Source organism: Leisingera sp. S132 (assembly GCF_025144465.1).
In the GTDB taxonomy this organism is placed as follows: Bacteria; Pseudomonadota; Alphaproteobacteria; order Rhodobacterales; family Rhodobacteraceae; genus Leisingera.
In genome coordinates this window covers 136,632-151,936 of record NZ_CP083553.1, presented here as the reverse complement: position 1 = coordinate 151,936, position 15,305 = coordinate 136,632, and the positions used below count along the sequence as shown (strand labels likewise).

Sequence of the window (15,305 nt, the reverse complement as noted above, 5' to 3'; positions counted from 1 at the left end):
GATTATTCCGGGAAAAACACCTCTACCACCGGGTTGCCCGGCAGCCCTTCATAGGTGACGCTGACCCCGCCCTTGCCTGCGCGCGGCGGGAACAGCGGACCGAAAGACCCCACCGAAATCAGGTCGCCCGGTTTAAATACCACCCCTTTGGAGCGCAGCCACAAGGCGGCATTGACCGGGTTGCCCAGCACCGCCCGGCCCGGCGCCTGCACCAGAACGCCGCCCGCCGCATCGCGCATCGTGACGGACATCTCCTCCAGCATCCGGGCCATTGCTGCCGGGTCCTCCACCGCCACCGGCGCGCCGAGGACGCCGAGACGGGTGCCAACCCCCATTGCGGTGATGGTTTCCGCAGTGAAGGGCTGGCCCTTTGCCAGCGTCAGGTCCGGCAGCTCAATGAAGGGGCGGATGGCGGAGATATGGGCCAGCGCCTCCTCCGGCGTGGCGGCGGTGTTGATCGCTTCGTCCGCGACCACCAGCACCAGGTCGGCCTCGACCATCGGGATAGCACCCCAGGGCGCGTCCAGTTTGGCGCCGTTCTCCAGCATCATGTTTCGATACAGCAGGCCCCGCACCGGCTCGGTGGCGCCGAAACGCTCCTGCGCAGGTTTGCTGGTGAGGCCCGCTTTGTAGCCGATGAACGGCCCCATATGCGGTTCCAGCGCGGCGGCGAGTTTGGATTGGGAGCAGAGCGCATCCTCGATGCTGCCGCCGGGTGACAGCGCCTGCGCCGGGGTCTTGGCCAGGTAGCTTTCGACGAAGGCGGCGATTTCCGCATCTGTGGCGCAAGCGGCCAAGGCGGCGGGGGCCGTGAAGGCGAGGGAGCAGGCGGCAAGGAGGGGTTTCAGCATGGAAAGGGCCTCGATCAAGACGGGGATCAGTCGATCCTCAGGTTAACCCGGTCAGAGCGCCCCGTGCCATCGACAATCACCAGGGATGAAAAGCCGGGGCCGGGGCTGGGCAGGGAGAACTCGCGGCTGCGCTGGCCGGAGAGCACCGGCTGTCCGTTAGCCATCACCAGGAAAGGCGCGGTGCCGCCGCGGAGTTTCAGCGTGAGGTCCGCGCCCTCCAGCATCAGCCGGGCGCCTTCGAGCGGGAAGATCAGTTCGGGCGCGTCCGCGGGCTCTGAGAAGGCCGCGTCGCGGGGGCGGAAGCGCTGCAAGGGCGGCGGCAGGTCTGCGGCGCTGACGATCAGCGTGGCGGGCGGCGGCGGCGGCAGCGGGTCAAACGCGGGTTTCAGCCGCCCGAAAGCCTCAAACAGCACCGGCGCGGCCAGATCGCCGCCGAAAATGCCGGGAACGGGCGTGCCGTCCGCGCGGCCCATCCAGACACCGATCACATGGCGCCCGTCCCAGCCGATTGCCCAGGCATCGCGGTGGCCGTAGGAGGTGCCGGTCTTATAGGCGATGGTTCCGGCCCGCGCGCCCGCGGGCACTGGCAGGCCGCGCAGGATGTCTGCCACCTGCCAGGCGGCCTCCGGCGAGGTCAGGCGGCCCGCGGGCTGGGGTGCCTCGCCTTGCATTACCCGCAAGTGCGGCCCCTGCCCGCCTGCCGCCAGCCCGGCAAAAAGCTGCACCATGTCCTGCAGGCTGATGCCCAGGCCGCCAAGCGACAGCGCCAGGCCCGGGGCGCCGCCGGGCAGTTCCGGATTGGCGCCGCTGGCGCGCAAAGACGCCATCACCCGGGCCGGGCCAAGCTCCTGCGTGAGTTTCACCACGGGGATGTTGAGCGACAGGTGCAGCGCCTCGCGTACGGTTATGTCGCCGCGGAATGCGCCGTCGAAATTCTGCGGAGCGTAGCCTGCGAAGTTGACCGGGCCGTCGTGTATCAGGGTTTCGGGATGCGCCAGCCCCTGGTCGAAGGCAAGGCCGTAGATCAGCGGTTTCAGGGTGGAACCGGGGGAGCGGATGGCCTGGGTCATGTCGACAAAGCCGCGGCGGGTGGCGTCGGAGTAACCGGGGGAGCCCACCAGCGCCAGGACGTCACCGGTCTGATGGTCGGCGGCGATGAGGGCGGCGGAGAGATACGGGCCTGTGCGGCGGGCGGCTTCTGCCAGCAGGGTTTCCAACCGCGCTTGCACCGCGCCATCGAGGGTCAGGCGCAGCTGGCGCTGGCCGGGGTGCTGTGCCGCCACCCGGTCTGCCAGATGCGGGGCGAGGCGCGGGAAGGCAGCCATTTGATGCGGCAGCGGTGTGCGGCGGGCGGCCTGCGCCTGTTCTGCGCTGAGGATACCTTGGCGTTCCATGCGCTCCAGAACCCGGTTGCGGGCATCATTGGCCGCTTGCGGGAAACGGTCGGGGCGGCGGCGCTCGGGGCTCTGCGGCAGAGCAACCAGCAGCGCGGCCTCAGCCGGGGTCAGGCGCTTCGGCTCCTTGCCGAACCAGCTGTAGGTAGCCGCCCGAATGCCCTCAGCCGCGCCACCATAGGGGGCGTGGGTCAGGTAGAGGGTGAGGATCTCGTCCTTGCTGAGGCGGCGCTCCAGCGCCAGCGCCACCCGCATCTGGCGCAGCTTGCCGGACCAGCGGCCAGTGGTGCCATCCTCCAAGAGGCGCGCCACTTGCATAGTGAGGGTGGACCCGCCGGAGACTGTTCTGCCGTTCCACAACGCCTGGTCTGCGGCGCGCAGCAGGGCAACGGGGTCGACGCCGTTGTGGGAGCGGAAGCGCTTGTCCTCGTAACGCAGGAGCATGTCAAGGAAGCGCGGGTCGACGTCGGCGGGCTGGACGGCAAGGCGCCAGAGGCCGTCGCCGACGGGGTAGGCGCGCAAGAGCTTGCCATTGCGGTCGAGGACTTCGGTGGAGGTCTCCGACAGGGTGAGCGGGAGGTCTGTGCGGTCGATCCAAGTGTCGAAGGCGCGATAGGCGGTGAACGTCACCGCAATCAGGACTGCCAGGACCAAGGCGCTCCATTTTTGCCACTTGCCTGGCCGATAGGCCGGGCATCGCCCGTCCGCCCCCCCGGGCGGGCGATACTCGCCCACCCGCGGACGGGCAATTCCCTTAGCTTTGGTCCGCCAGCGCTTCACTTAACAACCACACGCCCCGTGCCGGTGCGGGCGCGGTAGGCGGGGCGGTACATGTCCTCAACCGAAGCCGCCGGGTGGTGGAACACGCCGGGTGTCACCGCGCGGACCACATAGGCCAGCGTCACCTGTGAGGCGTCGCGCAAATTCACCGCCGCCAGGAAACGGTCGCTGCGGAACTCGGCATATTCAGCCTCTGCCGGGTTCAGCCAGTCGAGATCGCGCAGGTCGCCGGAACGCAGGAGGTTCGGGTTGTCGATCTCAAACCCGGCGGGCAGCGGGTCGTTCACCATCAGCCGCGCACCGGTCTTCTCATGCGGTTTCACCCGCAGGACAGCCACAAACCGCGCGCCAGCAGCAACGGACTGCACGTCCAGCGGCTGGCCTTCCAGCGTGTAGTAGCTGCGCTCGATGGTGTAGCCGAAGCCGCCCGCGGCCGGCGGAACCTCTGGCACGCCAAGCGTTGTAAGGGTGATTTCCGCAGTGCGTCCGCTGGCGGCGGTGAGAGCCAGTTCCGGGATATCCTGACCATCTGCGGCCTGAACAAACGGGCCTTGGACGGGCTGGCCGTTGACCAGCAGGCCGGAGTCCTCGGGATTTTGGGTCAGCGCATGGGCCGCCATCAGGGTCCAGGCGGACTCCTGGGTGGAGCGGTAACCGCTGGCGTTAGAAATCCGCGCCGACAGGCTGGCGCGGTCCACGGCCTCTGATCCGGCCTCTGCCGCAAGCGCCAGAACGCCCGCGGTGTCACGCAGCCGGGTGCCGAAATCGGCGCGCCAGAGGCGGGCCTCATTTTGCCCTTCGCTGCCGATCATCTGCGCGGCGCGGGCAAACATCCGGTCAGCGCGGCGCTGGTCGCCATAGGCCGCAAGAGCAGCGCCCAGTTGGGCGGCAGCAAGGGGCGTGGCAAACCCCTCGCCCTTCACATCCGCATAGTAGCGCAGGTCCCCCATCTGGGCTGCGCCTTCACGCGCCAGAACCAGCAGGGCATAGGCAATCTCCTCGCCGCCGATGTCGAAGTCGGGGGCATAGTTGATGCGGTTGCGCAGGTTGTCCATCGCCTGCGCAAAGGCCTGCTGCGGCACCTCATACCCTTGGGCGCGGGCGCGGCTGAGGAAGTCGCTGGCATAGGCATCCAGCCAGAACTCGCCGCTGTCTGCCCGCCAGAGGCCGAAGGCGCCGGAGGGGGCCTGGCGGGTCAGCACCTGGCGGACGGCGGCATTGATACGCGCGTCCACCGCCGGGCCGTTGCCCAGCCCCGCCGCCTGCGCCACGCTGCTGAGGTAAAGGAGCGGCAGCGCCTTGGAAGTCACCTGCTCCGTGCAGCCATAGGGGTACTGATCCAGCTCCGCCAGAAGGCCCGGCACGTCGAATTTCGCCAGCGGGCCGGAGGAGATTGTGGCCCGCGCAGTGCCGGGGCGCAGGCCGGTGAAGACGTCCTTGCTGAACAGGAAAGTGTCGCCACCTGCCAAAGTGAAACGGCGGGTGTTGGACGTCACCGGGTCATTGGCGCGGACCGGCATCCGCAGGTCCTGCCGCAGCTCCTGCCCGTCCGGCGTGGTAACGGTGAGGATCAGGTTGTGGTCGCCCACGGTTTGGGCTGTGATTGGCAGTTCCAGCACCGTTTTGCCCTGCTCCGCTAAAGTGACAGAAGCCGGCAGGCTGCCAAGCGTCAGGCCGCCTGCGGTTCCGGCGCTCAGCGCCATCTCCCCAGCCGGGCCATCAGCGTGGACGATTTCAATCCGGGCGCGGCTTTGATCGCCCGGCGCCAGAAAGCGCGGCAGGGAGGCGGTGACCACAACCGGGTCGCGCACCAGCATGTCGGCCTCTGCCTGGCCCACGGCCTTGCCCGTCCAGGCGACCGCCATCATCCGCACGGTACCGTTGAAGGCGGGGAGCGTCAGGGGGAACTCCGCCTCGCCATTGGCATCTGCTTTCAGCGGGCCGGAGAACAGCGCCACCAGATCCTGCGTGGGCGGCGGCGATTGCATCTTCATGCCGCTGTCGGCGTCGCCGCCGGAGCGGATGCGGCCCATCGCGCCGTTGCCGGGGTCGATGAGGCGGCCATAAACATCGCGCAGCTCCACGCCTAAACGGCGCTGGCCGTAGTAATGCGCGCTGGGATCGGGGCTGGTGAAGCCAGTGAGGTTGAGGATGCCGAGATCGACGGCGGCCACCGTCAGCCAGACCTCCTCGCCCTCCGCCGCGCCGTCCACGCGGAGTTTGGCCACTTGGGTGCCGCGCGGGCGGGCGACTTCGGGGACGTCAATGGCGACCTGCAGCTGCTGGCCGGGCTGGGTGACGCTGGCGTGGGCCAGGCCCAGGGCGCGCAGCGGGGTGCGGCCGCGGCCGCCTGCCACGGGCTGGATCACGGTTGCCGTCACATAGGCGCCGCTGCCCCAGTCCTGCGTCACCTCCAGCGGGATCACGGTTTCGCCTGCGGGCACTTCCACTGCCATGCGGTGGATCAGATGGTTGGAGACCACCGAGACCAGCGCGGTGCCCGCTGCTTGCGGCACGATGCGCAGGCGGGCGGTGCCGCCGGGGGCATAGCTATCGCGGTCAAGCGACAGCTCCAGCTTGGCCGGGGTTTCGGTGCTGCCTTCGGGCGCATACCAGCCGGCGTAGAAGTCAATAGCGGCAGAGGCATAGGCGCCGTCGAGGCGCTCCACCACCAGCTCATAGCGGCCCCAATCGACGGGCTGCATCAGCGGCAGCGGATCGCTGCCCAGCTGCGCCTCGCCGGTGGCGATGCGGGTGCGGCGGGTGATCGGCTCCCAGTTCCAGTTGCCGTAAAGCTGATACCACTGGTAGCGCGTCTCGACCCGGTTCAGGGTCCATTTGACCCGCATCGGCATCGGCGTCAGGTCCGGGGCCAGGGCAATGAGTTCGAAACCAGCCTCGGAGCCCTCTGCCGCCACCTCATCAAACATGGGTTTGATGCCCAGGACCGGACCGGACGGCCGGACCGGCAATTCCATCGTGCGCTCCACCGGGCGGGCAGACCCGTCAGCCACGCGGGTGGTGAGGGTGGCCAGCAGCGGTTTACCCTCAGCCGGAGCAGCAGCGGGGAGGCTGGCAGCAATCACAGCGCTGCCGTCTGTGCCGGTTTCCTCGCCGCCGAAATACTCGGTCTGGGCCGAGGAAGGTTCATCATAGCGGCCGAAACGGAAGCCGGGCCACTGTTCGAGAGTATTGGCGGCGGTGAGGCGGAGGCTGCCCTCTACCTTCAGGCCCGCGCCGGGGGCGCCGAACAAGTAGTCGGCCTGCAGGCTGATCTGGGCAGCGGCGCCGGGCTGGAGGCTGCCGGCATTCGTAACCTCTTGCTCGAAGTCGATGCGCTCGGGCAGGAAATCCTCAACCAGGATCTGGCGGCTGGCCAGCGCCGGGGCCTTGAGGTCGCTTTTGATCTCGATCCGCCAGGTGCCGCGCGGGGCGGCGGGGCCGGTGGCAAGGGCAAAGACATGGCCGCCCTGATGGCCTGCGGCGGAGGTCTTGCGGGTGTATTCCACCCCGTCCGGGCGCAGCAGGATCGCGGTCAGCGGCAGGCCGCCGATGGCTTGCGCGTTGCTGTCACGGGCCAGCGCGGTCACATGCACGGTTTCACCGGCGCGGAAGGCGCCGCGGGTGGTGGCCAGGAACACATCCACTGGTCCCGATGCGGGGCGGCCCGAAACGCCGCGGTCCGACAGATCAAAGGCGGCATCATTGAGGGGCAGGAAGGTGAAGTCGCCCTTCCCCGCCCGCGCGGTGATCAGCGCCGGCGCCGCACCGCCGGTGCCGCGGGTGAGGCCGGGGGCAAAATGCACGTATCCGCTGGCGTCGCTGCTGGCGGTCGCCAGAACCTCGTTGGCGGCAGAGATCAGGCTGACCTCGGCATCCGCCTGCGGTTTGGAATCGCGCAGCCCCTGCACCTGAACATGCAGGCCATCGCTGCCGGACATGGTGCTGAGGCCAAGGCCGGTCAGCACGAACCACTGGGTGGCGCCGGCATCGTCATAGGGATCAGCGCCCGGCACCCGGGCGGTGAGGGCGTAAAGCCCCGGCTTCTTCTGCCCGCTCAGCGCATCGTCCAGCGGCAGGAGGCTGGTCATCACCTGGTTGATGGCGGTGTCCACTTCGGCGCTGCCGGTCCAGATTTCCTCGGCAATACTCGCGGCGAAATGCTCATCTTCCCATTGCGAGAGCGGCTTGGCGAAATAGCCCTCCTGCAGGGTGCGCAGCACATTGCGGCTGCTGACCCGGCGCAGGCGCAGGTCCAGGTCTGTGACATTCACCGTCTCCACCGGCAGCGCAGCCTGACCGCCCGCGGGCAGCACATAGGCGCGGCCCGGGAAGCGGACCTGCGGTGACCGGTCGCGGACGTAATGGGTCAGTTCCACGTCCTTCAGCAGCTGCTCGCCGCTGGCCGCGGGCAGGCCGCGGCGCAGGGTGATACGGTAGCGTTTTCCGTGCTCCACCCCGTCCACACACAGCTGGCGGCCCTGGGCCGTGACGGCGAGGCTGGCCTCATCCATACGGACGTAATTTTCATAGTCAGTGCCGGCCTGTTCCAAGTCTTCCGAGAACTCGGCGCAGATGCGCGGCGCGGCGCTGTCGCTTTCCACCGTGCTGGAGGTGACGCGGAAGCCGTATTTGCGGATCGCATAGTTCAGCAGTTCGGCATTGTCCTTGAGCGGAATGATCTCCTCTGCCAGATGCAGGAGCGGCAGCATGTCCCGCCCGCGGCCCAGTGTCTCAACCGCCTCTGCCGCCTGGCGCAGCGCCCGGGCCTGCGCCTCGGGCTCCGTGGCGCGCAGGTAGCCGTTCAGCGCCGCGGAAAAGGCCTGCGCGCGGTAGCGGCGCTGCTGACTGCGGCTGTTGCTGTCCTTGGCGGCAGCGAGCAAATATTCTGAGAATCCGGTCCAATCCGCGGCCTCATCCTGCAGCACAACGGCCTGGGCCATCCAGCGCAGGGCAGCGAGGGGCTCACCGTCCCGCTGCAGGCTCCGGGCGGCGGCGCGGGCCGTGTCTGCGTCATTGGTGTCCAGCGGATAGTCCAGTCCCAGGGAGCGGGAAAGGCCGGCGGCGCGCTGCAGCTCCTGTTCCTGCAGGAAATCCAGCCGGGCAGCGCGGGGCGCAGCCGCCGCAGCCAGCCCGGGCGCGGCAGGCTGTTTTACCGCAGACAGGGCGCCGGCATAGGGGCTGGACTGCTCCAGAGCCGATTTCGGAAAGCAGGCATTTGCCCGCTGATTGAAGACAAAGCCCGCACAGTCCGCCTGCGCTGCGCACGCCCGGGCGCAGGAGGCAGCGTCTGTATCAAACAGCGGCTGCAGGTCAGAGCCGAAAAAATCGGTATCCGCGTAGGCGCGGTAACGAAACTCAGGAACCGCCTGCTGCGCCTGAGCGGCTGGCGGAAACGCAACAAAAGCAATAAAATAGAGAAAAGCAGAAGCAAACAGACGCGGCATGGCACCCTCCAATACTAGGGGCAGGCTGGCACGGGCTTAACGTCATAGCAAGATTCCTCAGCGTAACAAAAAGAGAGAGCAGCACGGCTGCCCTGCGCGCAGAAATTGCTGCGCGCCTTTTTGTGGTGATGGATTGCGGAGTTCGCAGGGATGAGCCTTGCAGACAAACTGGCGGAAGAACGGCGGGCGCGGCTCGCTGCCGAACGGCTGCTTGAGCTGAAGCAGGCTGAGCTGTCCGCTGCAAACCGCAAGCTGGGCCGCCACGCGCTGGCGCTGACCAAGCAGATCGGCCAGACCCAGGCCGAGGTCGCCACCGTGCGCGATGAAAACGCCAAGGTGAAATCCGACCTGCACACCGCCAACGAAAAGATCGAGACCGCAGAGCGGCGGCTGTGGCATTCGATCCAGGCGTTTCAGGACGGGTTTGCCTTTTTTGACGCGGCCGGGCACCTGATCGGTGCCAATACCGCATACCTCAACATCTTTGACGGGCTGGAAGAGGTCACGCCTGGCATCACCTATGAACGGATCCTGGAGCTGCTGATCGAAGAGGGGCTGATCAGCACCGGCAGCATGAAGGCCCGCGACTGGCATGCGATGATGTCGGAGCGCTGGCATTGCGATTCCCCGGAGCCGGTGGTGGTCCAGCTCTGGGATGAGCGGTACCTGCGGCTGATCGACCAGCGCGGCCACGGCGGCGATGTGGTGACACTGGCGCTCGATATCACCTCGACCGTGCGATATGAGCAGGAGCTGCAGGATGCCCGCGCAAGGGCCGAGGCGGCGAACCGCGCCAAATCCGCCTTCCTCGCCAATATGAGCCACGAGATCCGCACCCCGATGAACGGGGTGGTCGGCATGGCCGAACTGCTGAACGATACCGAACTGGACGATGAACAGCGGCTTTATGCCAAGACGATCAAGAACTCGGGCGAGGCGCTGCTGGTCATCATCAATGACGTGCTGGATTACTCCAAGATCGAGGCGGACAAGCTGGAGCTGCACCCGCAGGAGTTCGATCTGGAGCGCAGCCTGCATGAGGTGGTGATGCTGCTGCAGCCCACCGCCCGCGACAAGGGGCTGGCGCTGCTGGTGGATTACGACCTGTTCCTGCCGACCCGGTTCGTCGGCGACCCGGGCCGGATCCGGCAGGTGCTGACAAACCTGGCCGGCAATGCGGTGAAATTCACCAAGGAGGGCCATGTGACCCTGCGGGTGACCGGCATCACCTCGCCCGAAGACGGGCAATGCGCGGTGCATGTCACCATCGAGGACACCGGCATCGGCATTCCGGCAGAGAAGCTGGAGCATGTGTTCGGCGAATTCAATCAGGTCGAGGATGAACGCAACCGCAAGTTCGAGGGCACCGGGCTGGGGCTGGCGATCTCCAAGCGGCTGATCGAGATGATGGGCGGCGAGATCTGGGTCGACAGCGAAGAGGGCAAGGGCTCCTGTTTCGGCTTCCGGCTGCCGCTGCCCGTGGCCGGCGGCACGGCAGAACAGACGCTGCCGAAGCTGCCCGGAACGCTGCGCCATGTGCTGCTGGTGGACGATGTGCCGCTGAACTGCGAGATCCTGCAGAAGCATTTGCAGATGCTGGGCCTCAAGGTGACCACGGCCGGCACAGCAACTGAGGCGCTGACAGCGATGCAGGGCGATATCAGCCTGGTGCTGAGCGGCCATAACCTGCCAGGGCTGGACGGCTTGCAGCTGGCCCGCGACCTCAGGTCCTATGGCTGGACCGGCGTGCCGGTCCTCTTGCTGAACTCCAGCCCGCATACTCCCATCGGTTCCGATCTGCGGCAGCTGGTCAGCGGCGTTCTGCAAAGCCCGGCCCCGCGCGATGACCTGTTCAGCCAGCTGGCCCGGCTGGGCAGCGGCACCACGGGTCCGGATGCGCGCCCCGCGGCGGCTGCTCCGGCTGCGGCAGCAGCCTCTGCGCCGGCGCCTGAGACGGCGGTGCCTCCCGCGCCAGAGGCCGCGGCGGCGGCGGCACCGGCCGCTCAGGCCGCTCCGGCCGCGCCCGCAGCTCCGGCGATCCGCAAAATGCGGGTGCTGGCAGCGGAGGACAACAAGACCAACCAGCTGGTATTCCGCAAGATCGTGAAGGAGCTGAACATCGAGCTGCAGTTTGCCGGCAACGGGCTGGAGGCGGTGGAAGCCTTCAAGACCTACCGCCCCGATCTGATCTTCATGGACATCTCGATGCCGATGATGGACGGCAAGCAGGCCACGATGGAGATCCGCAGGCTGGAGGCGGGGACCGGCCGCCATGTGCCGGTGGTGGCGCTGACCGCACACGCGATGGCAGGCGATTCCGAAGGTATTCTGGCCGCCGGACTGGACCATTACCTGACCAAGCCGCTGCGCAAGGCGCTGATCCACGAGCAGATCCGCGGCCACGCGCCGGCAGGCATCCAGCCGGTGGAGATGGAGGATGCCCCTGCCCAGGCCGCAGCGGGCGGCGCGCCCTGACCCGGAACCGGCACGGGCACCTGCTGCCACCCTATGCTTACAACCGATGCTGACGCTCATGTGCCCGCGGATATAACCTGCTGCACGGCAGCGCCGCTCCCGCATGATCCCCCGCCATTTGCGATTCAGCAGCATGGCGGCTCGACCACGCTCCGCATCGCATTCCGGATCCGCAGCCACCGCCGCCGCCGCAGCGGGGACCGGCCGCGGCTTGATTGCGTAAGGTTTGCAGGACAGCCAGGCAATGCTCCCGCGCCCGCGGGCGCATCGGCTGCACCGGACACACCCTTATGCGGCCTTGGGCCCGGCAGCGCGCGTTCCGCGCGCTGCCGGGCCCAACCGGGACGGTGCATTCCTTGAATGTGCCGGAGCGGGCGGGAGCCGCCCTTGGCGGACGTCAGGCTTTGCGCAGGAAGACGGGCTTGTCCGGCGCCGACATCTGCGGCTGGTAGGCATAGCCGCCGGCATCGAAGTCCTTGAGGCTTTCGCTATCCGTCAGCCGGCGCTGGATGATATAGCGCGCCATCGCACCGCGGGCGCGTTTGGCATAGAAGCTCACCACCTTGGGCGTGCCGTTCTTGTCTTCCATGAACACCGGCGTGACCACCCGCAGCTTCAGCGCCGCCAGATCCACGGCGCCGAAATATTCCTGGCTGGCGCAGTTCACCAGCACCTCCGCGCCCACGGCCTCTGCTTGCGCATTCAGCGCGTCCGAGATCTTGCGATCCCAGAACTCATAGAGGTTCTTGCCACGCGGGTTTTTCAGCCGCGAGCCCATTTCCAGCCGGTAGGGCTGCATCGCGTCCAACGGGCGCAGCACGCCGTAAAGACCCGACAGGATACGGAAATGCTGCTGCGCCCAGGTCATTTCGTCCGCGTCGAGCGAGGCTGCTTCCAGCCCTTGATACGTATCGCCGGCAAAGGCCAGCGCCGCCGGGCGGGTGGCCTCTGTTTTGGGGTCGGCGGCAAAGTCCTGGAAGCGGGCATGGTTCAGCTTGGCCAGATCCTCGCTGATGTGCATCAGCTTCATCAGGTCCGCCACCGATTGTTCGCGGGCCACCTCTGCCAGCGCCACCGCATCGTCATGCAGCGCAGGCCAGGTCATTTCCTGTTCCCGTTCCGCCCAGTCCAGCTTCTTGGCCGGAGAGGTTACTACCAGCATGTCTGCCCCCAAATTTTCCTAGCCCGGTTTCTTGGCGCGACCCTAGCCCGCGCCGCGCAGGACGTCCAGAAACGCCGAGGCGAAACGTTCGGCGCGGCGCTCCCCTAACAGTCTTGTGATGCCGGCCTCGTCATCGCTGCGCATCTGGGCGACTTTCGCCAGGAGGGACGCTGAGCAGCTAAGCGGCTTCAGGGTGCCGCATTCACCCCGCGCCAGCTGTGCCTGCACTTCCAAGAGCCCGTCATAAACGGAACCGGAGTCCCGACCCGCCAGCTTGCGCCGTGCCGGATGCAGCTGCTCAACCGCGCCGGTGATCACGCTCAGGAAGTCGTCGCCATAGCGTTCCAGCTTTTTGGCGCCGACACCGCTGATGCGGGCCATCTGGTCCAGGGTTTCCGGGCGCATCTCCGCCATCTCGATCAGGGTGCGGTCGGGGAAGATCACATAGGCCGGCACTTTCTGCGCCTCGGCCAGCGCCCGGCGCTTGGCCTTCAAGGCGGACAAGAGCGGCGCGTCCTCTTCGGAGACCAGCGCCTTGACCGCCGGGCGGCGGTCCGCGGATTTGATGGTGTCGCGGCGCAGCTCGATGGATTGTTCGCCGCGCAGGATCGGCAGCGCCGCTTCGGTAAAGCGCAGGGCGCCGTGGCGTTCCGGATCAGGGCGCAACAGGTCATGGCCCATCATCTGCCGGAACACCGCCTGCCACTGGCGCTTGCCGAACTCCTTGCCGCAGCCATAGACCGACAGCTCGTCATGGCGCTTGGCCCGGATCCGCTCGTTGTCGGCGCCCAAGAGGATGTCGATCAGATGGCCGGAGCCGAACCATTCCTCTGTCCTGAGCACCGCCGACAAGGCCTTGCGCACCACAGTAGTGCCGTCGAACACATCGGCGGGCGTGTCGCAGAGGTCGCAGTTGCCGCACGGCGCTGCCTCTTCACCGAAGTAGCCCAGCAGTTTCTGGCGGCGGCAGTGCAGCGCCTCGGCGAGGCCCAGCAGAGCATTCAGGCGGGCATGATCCGCGGCGCGGCGTTCGGGCGGGGCGAGGCCCTCGTCGATCTGGGCGCGGCGCAGGCGGATGTCGTCGGGGCCGAACAGGGTCAGGGTTTCGGCGGCCGCGCCGTCGCGGCCGGCGCGGCCGATTTCCTGGTAGTAGGCCTCGATGGATTTCGGCAGGTCGGCGTGGGCGACCCAGCGGATGTCGGGCTTGTCGATACCCATGCCAAAGGCCACCGTGGCAACCACGATCAGACCGTCTTCGCGCGCGAAACGGGTTTCGACGGTGCGGCGGTTTTCGGGATCCATGCCGCCGTGGTAGAAACAGGCGGAATGGCCATCCTCGCGCAGCGCGGCCGAAAGTGCCTCGGTCTTGGCGCGGGTGCCGCAGTAGACGATGCCGGACTGGCCCTTGCGGGCGGCGGCGAAGTCCAGGATCTGACGGCGCGGGCTGTCTTTGGCACCAAAGGCCAGATGGATATTGGGCCGGTCAAAGCCGCGCAGGAAGCTGCGGGGGGCCTCGCCGTCGAACAGCTTCTGGACGATTTCTTCCCGGGTTTCCTGATCCGCCGTGGCGGTGAAGGCCGCCAGCGGCACATCCAGGGCACGGCGCAGCTCGCCGATGCGCAGGTAGTCGGGGCGGAAATCATGACCCCATTGGCTGACGCAATGGGCCTCGTCCACCGCAATCAGGCTGACGCCGATACGGCGCAGCATCCCCATGGCGGCGCCGGAAGCCAACCGTTCGGGGGCCATGTAGAGGAGCTTGAGCCGCCCGGCCTCGATCGCCTCCCAGACCTGTTCGGTCTCTTCATCGGTGTTGCCGGAGGTAAGTGCGCCTGCATTGACGCCGGCCTCCTGCAGGGCGCGGACCTGATCGCGCATCAGCGCAATCAGGGGGGAGATCACCACGGTGATGCCGTCGCGCAGCAGCGCGGGCAGCTGGAAGCACAGCGACTTGCCGCCGCCGGTGGGCATGATCGCCAGCACGTTTTCCCCGGCGGTCACGGCGTCGACGATCTCCTCCTGCCCCGGGCGGAAGGCGTCAAAGCCGAAAATCTCGCGCAGAATGGGAGTCGCGCCGCTGAGGGCGGTCATATCCGTCATGGGGGCGGAGGGCCTCGTGGTCAGTGCTGCTCTTCTTTGGCAGGCACAATCCCACAGGAGGCATGGGGCGGCAAGGCCCGCAGGTTAAAAGCCCGGCAGGAAATGCCGGGCCGGAGATTTTCAGATCAGTAGAACGCCGAGACGTTGTTCACCAGGATAATGCGCAGCGCATAGACGCCGATCAGCACCGCCAGCGGCGCCAGGTCGATGCCGCCCATGCTGGGCAGGATGCGGCGCACCGGCGCGTAAAGCGGCTCCAGTATCCGATTCAGGCCGTACCAGATCTGCCCCACCAGCTGCTGGTGCAGGTTCAGAACCTGGAAGTTGATCAGCCAGCTCATGATCACATGGGCAATGATGAAGAACCAGACCACGTCCAGGATCAGCATCAGGATTTGGAACAGCGAGACCATCAGTATTTCCCTCTTTCGAACAGCCTCACAGGTAAGCAGACGCGGCGAAATGCGCAAGGCTTCCGCGAGGTTGCGGTTGACGCGCTGTAAACGGGTGGCATCACGGGCACATGCCATCAAGGAGCGCGCGCCGATGTACCCGATTTTCCGCCTGATCAAGGATACCGTTCTGGCCAGCCGGATGGAGCCGCTGCCGATCACCGGCATGCATGTCTCCAGCCACATCTGCTGGCCCTGGGACCTGGACATGTGGATGGAGCTGAACAACGGCCGTACCATGACGCTCTATGACCTGGGGCGCACCATGCTGGCGCAGCGGGTGGGGCTGATCCGCTGCCTGCGGCAGCAGCGCTGGGGGCTGACGGTGGCAGGATCCTCTGTGCGCTACCGCCGCCGCATCCGCGGTTTCGAGAAGTTTGAGATGCGCAGCCGCACCGCGGGCTGGGACGACAAATTCATCTATGTCGAGCAGTCGATGTGGAAGAAGAGCGGCGACTGCGCCAGCCATGTGATGCTGCGCACCGCAGTGACGGACCGCAACGGCATCGTGCCGCCCGAAAAAGTGCTGGCGGCGCTGGGGCAGGATGCGGAAGCCTCGCCCGAGCTGCCCGGCTGGATCAAGGAATGGTGCGCGGCGGATGGCGGCCGGCCCTGGCCGCCGATGCAGGACGGGCTTGCCTAGG

General features: G+C 67.1%; 8 protein-coding genes. 2 read left to right on the top strand and 6 right to left on the bottom strand.

The annotated features are described in order from the left end of the window. Positions 1-2 precede the first annotated feature (2 nt). The 3 genes from K3725_RS00740 to K3725_RS00730 all read right to left on the bottom strand — a co-directional run bounded on the left by K3725_RS00740 (position 3) and on the right by K3725_RS00730 (position 8,472). A complete protein-coding gene (locus K3725_RS00740; protein WP_260016995.1) occupies positions 3-851 on the bottom strand; it encodes a 2-keto-4-pentenoate hydratase in 849 nt (282 codons plus the stop codon). A 26-nt stretch (positions 852-877) separates the two neighbouring features. Beyond that, positions 878-2,899 carry a penicillin-binding protein 1C gene (pbpC, locus tag K3725_RS00735; protein ID WP_260016994.1) on the bottom strand — a complete coding sequence of 674 codons (2,022 nt, stop codon included), beginning with the start codon at positions 2,897-2,899 and terminating at the stop codon, positions 878-880. Between the two features lie 122 nt (positions 2,900-3,021). Beyond that, positions 3,022-8,472, bottom strand: a complete 5,451-nt coding sequence (locus K3725_RS00730; RefSeq protein WP_260016993.1) for an alpha-2-macroglobulin — start codon at positions 8,470-8,472, stop codon at positions 3,022-3,024. A 150-nt stretch (positions 8,473-8,622) separates the two neighbouring features. Here K3725_RS00730 and K3725_RS00725 point away from each other — a divergent pair, with 150 nt between their 5' ends. Continuing rightward, positions 8,623-10,947, top strand: coding sequence for a response regulator (locus tag K3725_RS00725; protein WP_260016992.1), 2,325 nt, complete (start codon positions 8,623-8,625; stop codon positions 10,945-10,947). A gap of 397 nt (positions 10,948-11,344) precedes the next feature. Here the strand turns inward: K3725_RS00725 and yaaA are convergent, their stop codons facing one another. From yaaA to K3725_RS00710, 3 genes are all read right to left on the bottom strand, one after another. Continuing rightward, a complete protein-coding gene (gene yaaA, locus K3725_RS00720) occupies positions 11,345-12,109 on the bottom strand; it encodes a peroxide stress protein YaaA (protein WP_260016991.1) in 765 nt (254 codons plus the stop codon). A gap of 42 nt (positions 12,110-12,151) precedes the next feature. Next, positions 12,152-14,209, bottom strand: coding sequence for a DNA helicase RecQ (gene recQ, locus K3725_RS00715; protein WP_260016990.1), 2,058 nt, complete (start codon positions 14,207-14,209; stop codon positions 12,152-12,154). Between the two features lie 125 nt (positions 14,210-14,334). Further along, complete coding sequence (locus K3725_RS00710) at positions 14,335-14,622, bottom strand: YggT family protein (RefSeq protein WP_222509473.1); 288 nt, start codon at positions 14,620-14,622, stop codon at positions 14,335-14,337. A gap of 133 nt (positions 14,623-14,755) precedes the next feature. On the opposite strand from K3725_RS00710, the gene K3725_RS00705 reads away from it, so the two are divergent. Continuing rightward, complete coding sequence (locus tag K3725_RS00705; RefSeq protein WP_260018544.1) at positions 14,756-15,304, top strand: acyl-CoA thioesterase; 549 nt, start codon at positions 14,756-14,758, stop codon at positions 15,302-15,304. Position 15,305 lies beyond the last annotated feature (1 nt).

Bases quoted from the DNA above. Each gene is read 5' to 3' on its own strand.
- K3725_RS00725 (WP_260016992.1), top strand. From the start codon at position 8,623: ATGAGCCTTGCAGACAAACTGGCGGAAGAACGGCGGGCGCGGCTCGCT.
- recQ (WP_260016990.1), bottom strand. From the start codon at position 14,209: ATGACGGATATGACCGCCCTCAGCGGCGCGACTCCCATTCTGCGCGAG.
- K3725_RS00740 (WP_260016995.1), bottom strand. From the start codon at position 851: ATGCTGAAACCCCTCCTTGCCGCCTGCTCCCTCGCCTTCACGGCCCCC.
- K3725_RS00730 (WP_260016993.1), bottom strand. From the start codon at position 8,472: ATGCCGCGTCTGTTTGCTTCTGCTTTTCTCTATTTTATTGCTTTTGTT.
- K3725_RS00705 (WP_260018544.1), top strand. From the start codon at position 14,756: ATGTACCCGATTTTCCGCCTGATCAAGGATACCGTTCTGGCCAGCCGG.
- K3725_RS00710 (WP_222509473.1), bottom strand. From the start codon at position 14,622: ATGGTCTCGCTGTTCCAAATCCTGATGCTGATCCTGGACGTGGTCTGG.
- yaaA (WP_260016991.1), bottom strand. From the start codon at position 12,109: ATGCTGGTAGTAACCTCTCCGGCCAAGAAGCTGGACTGGGCGGAACGG.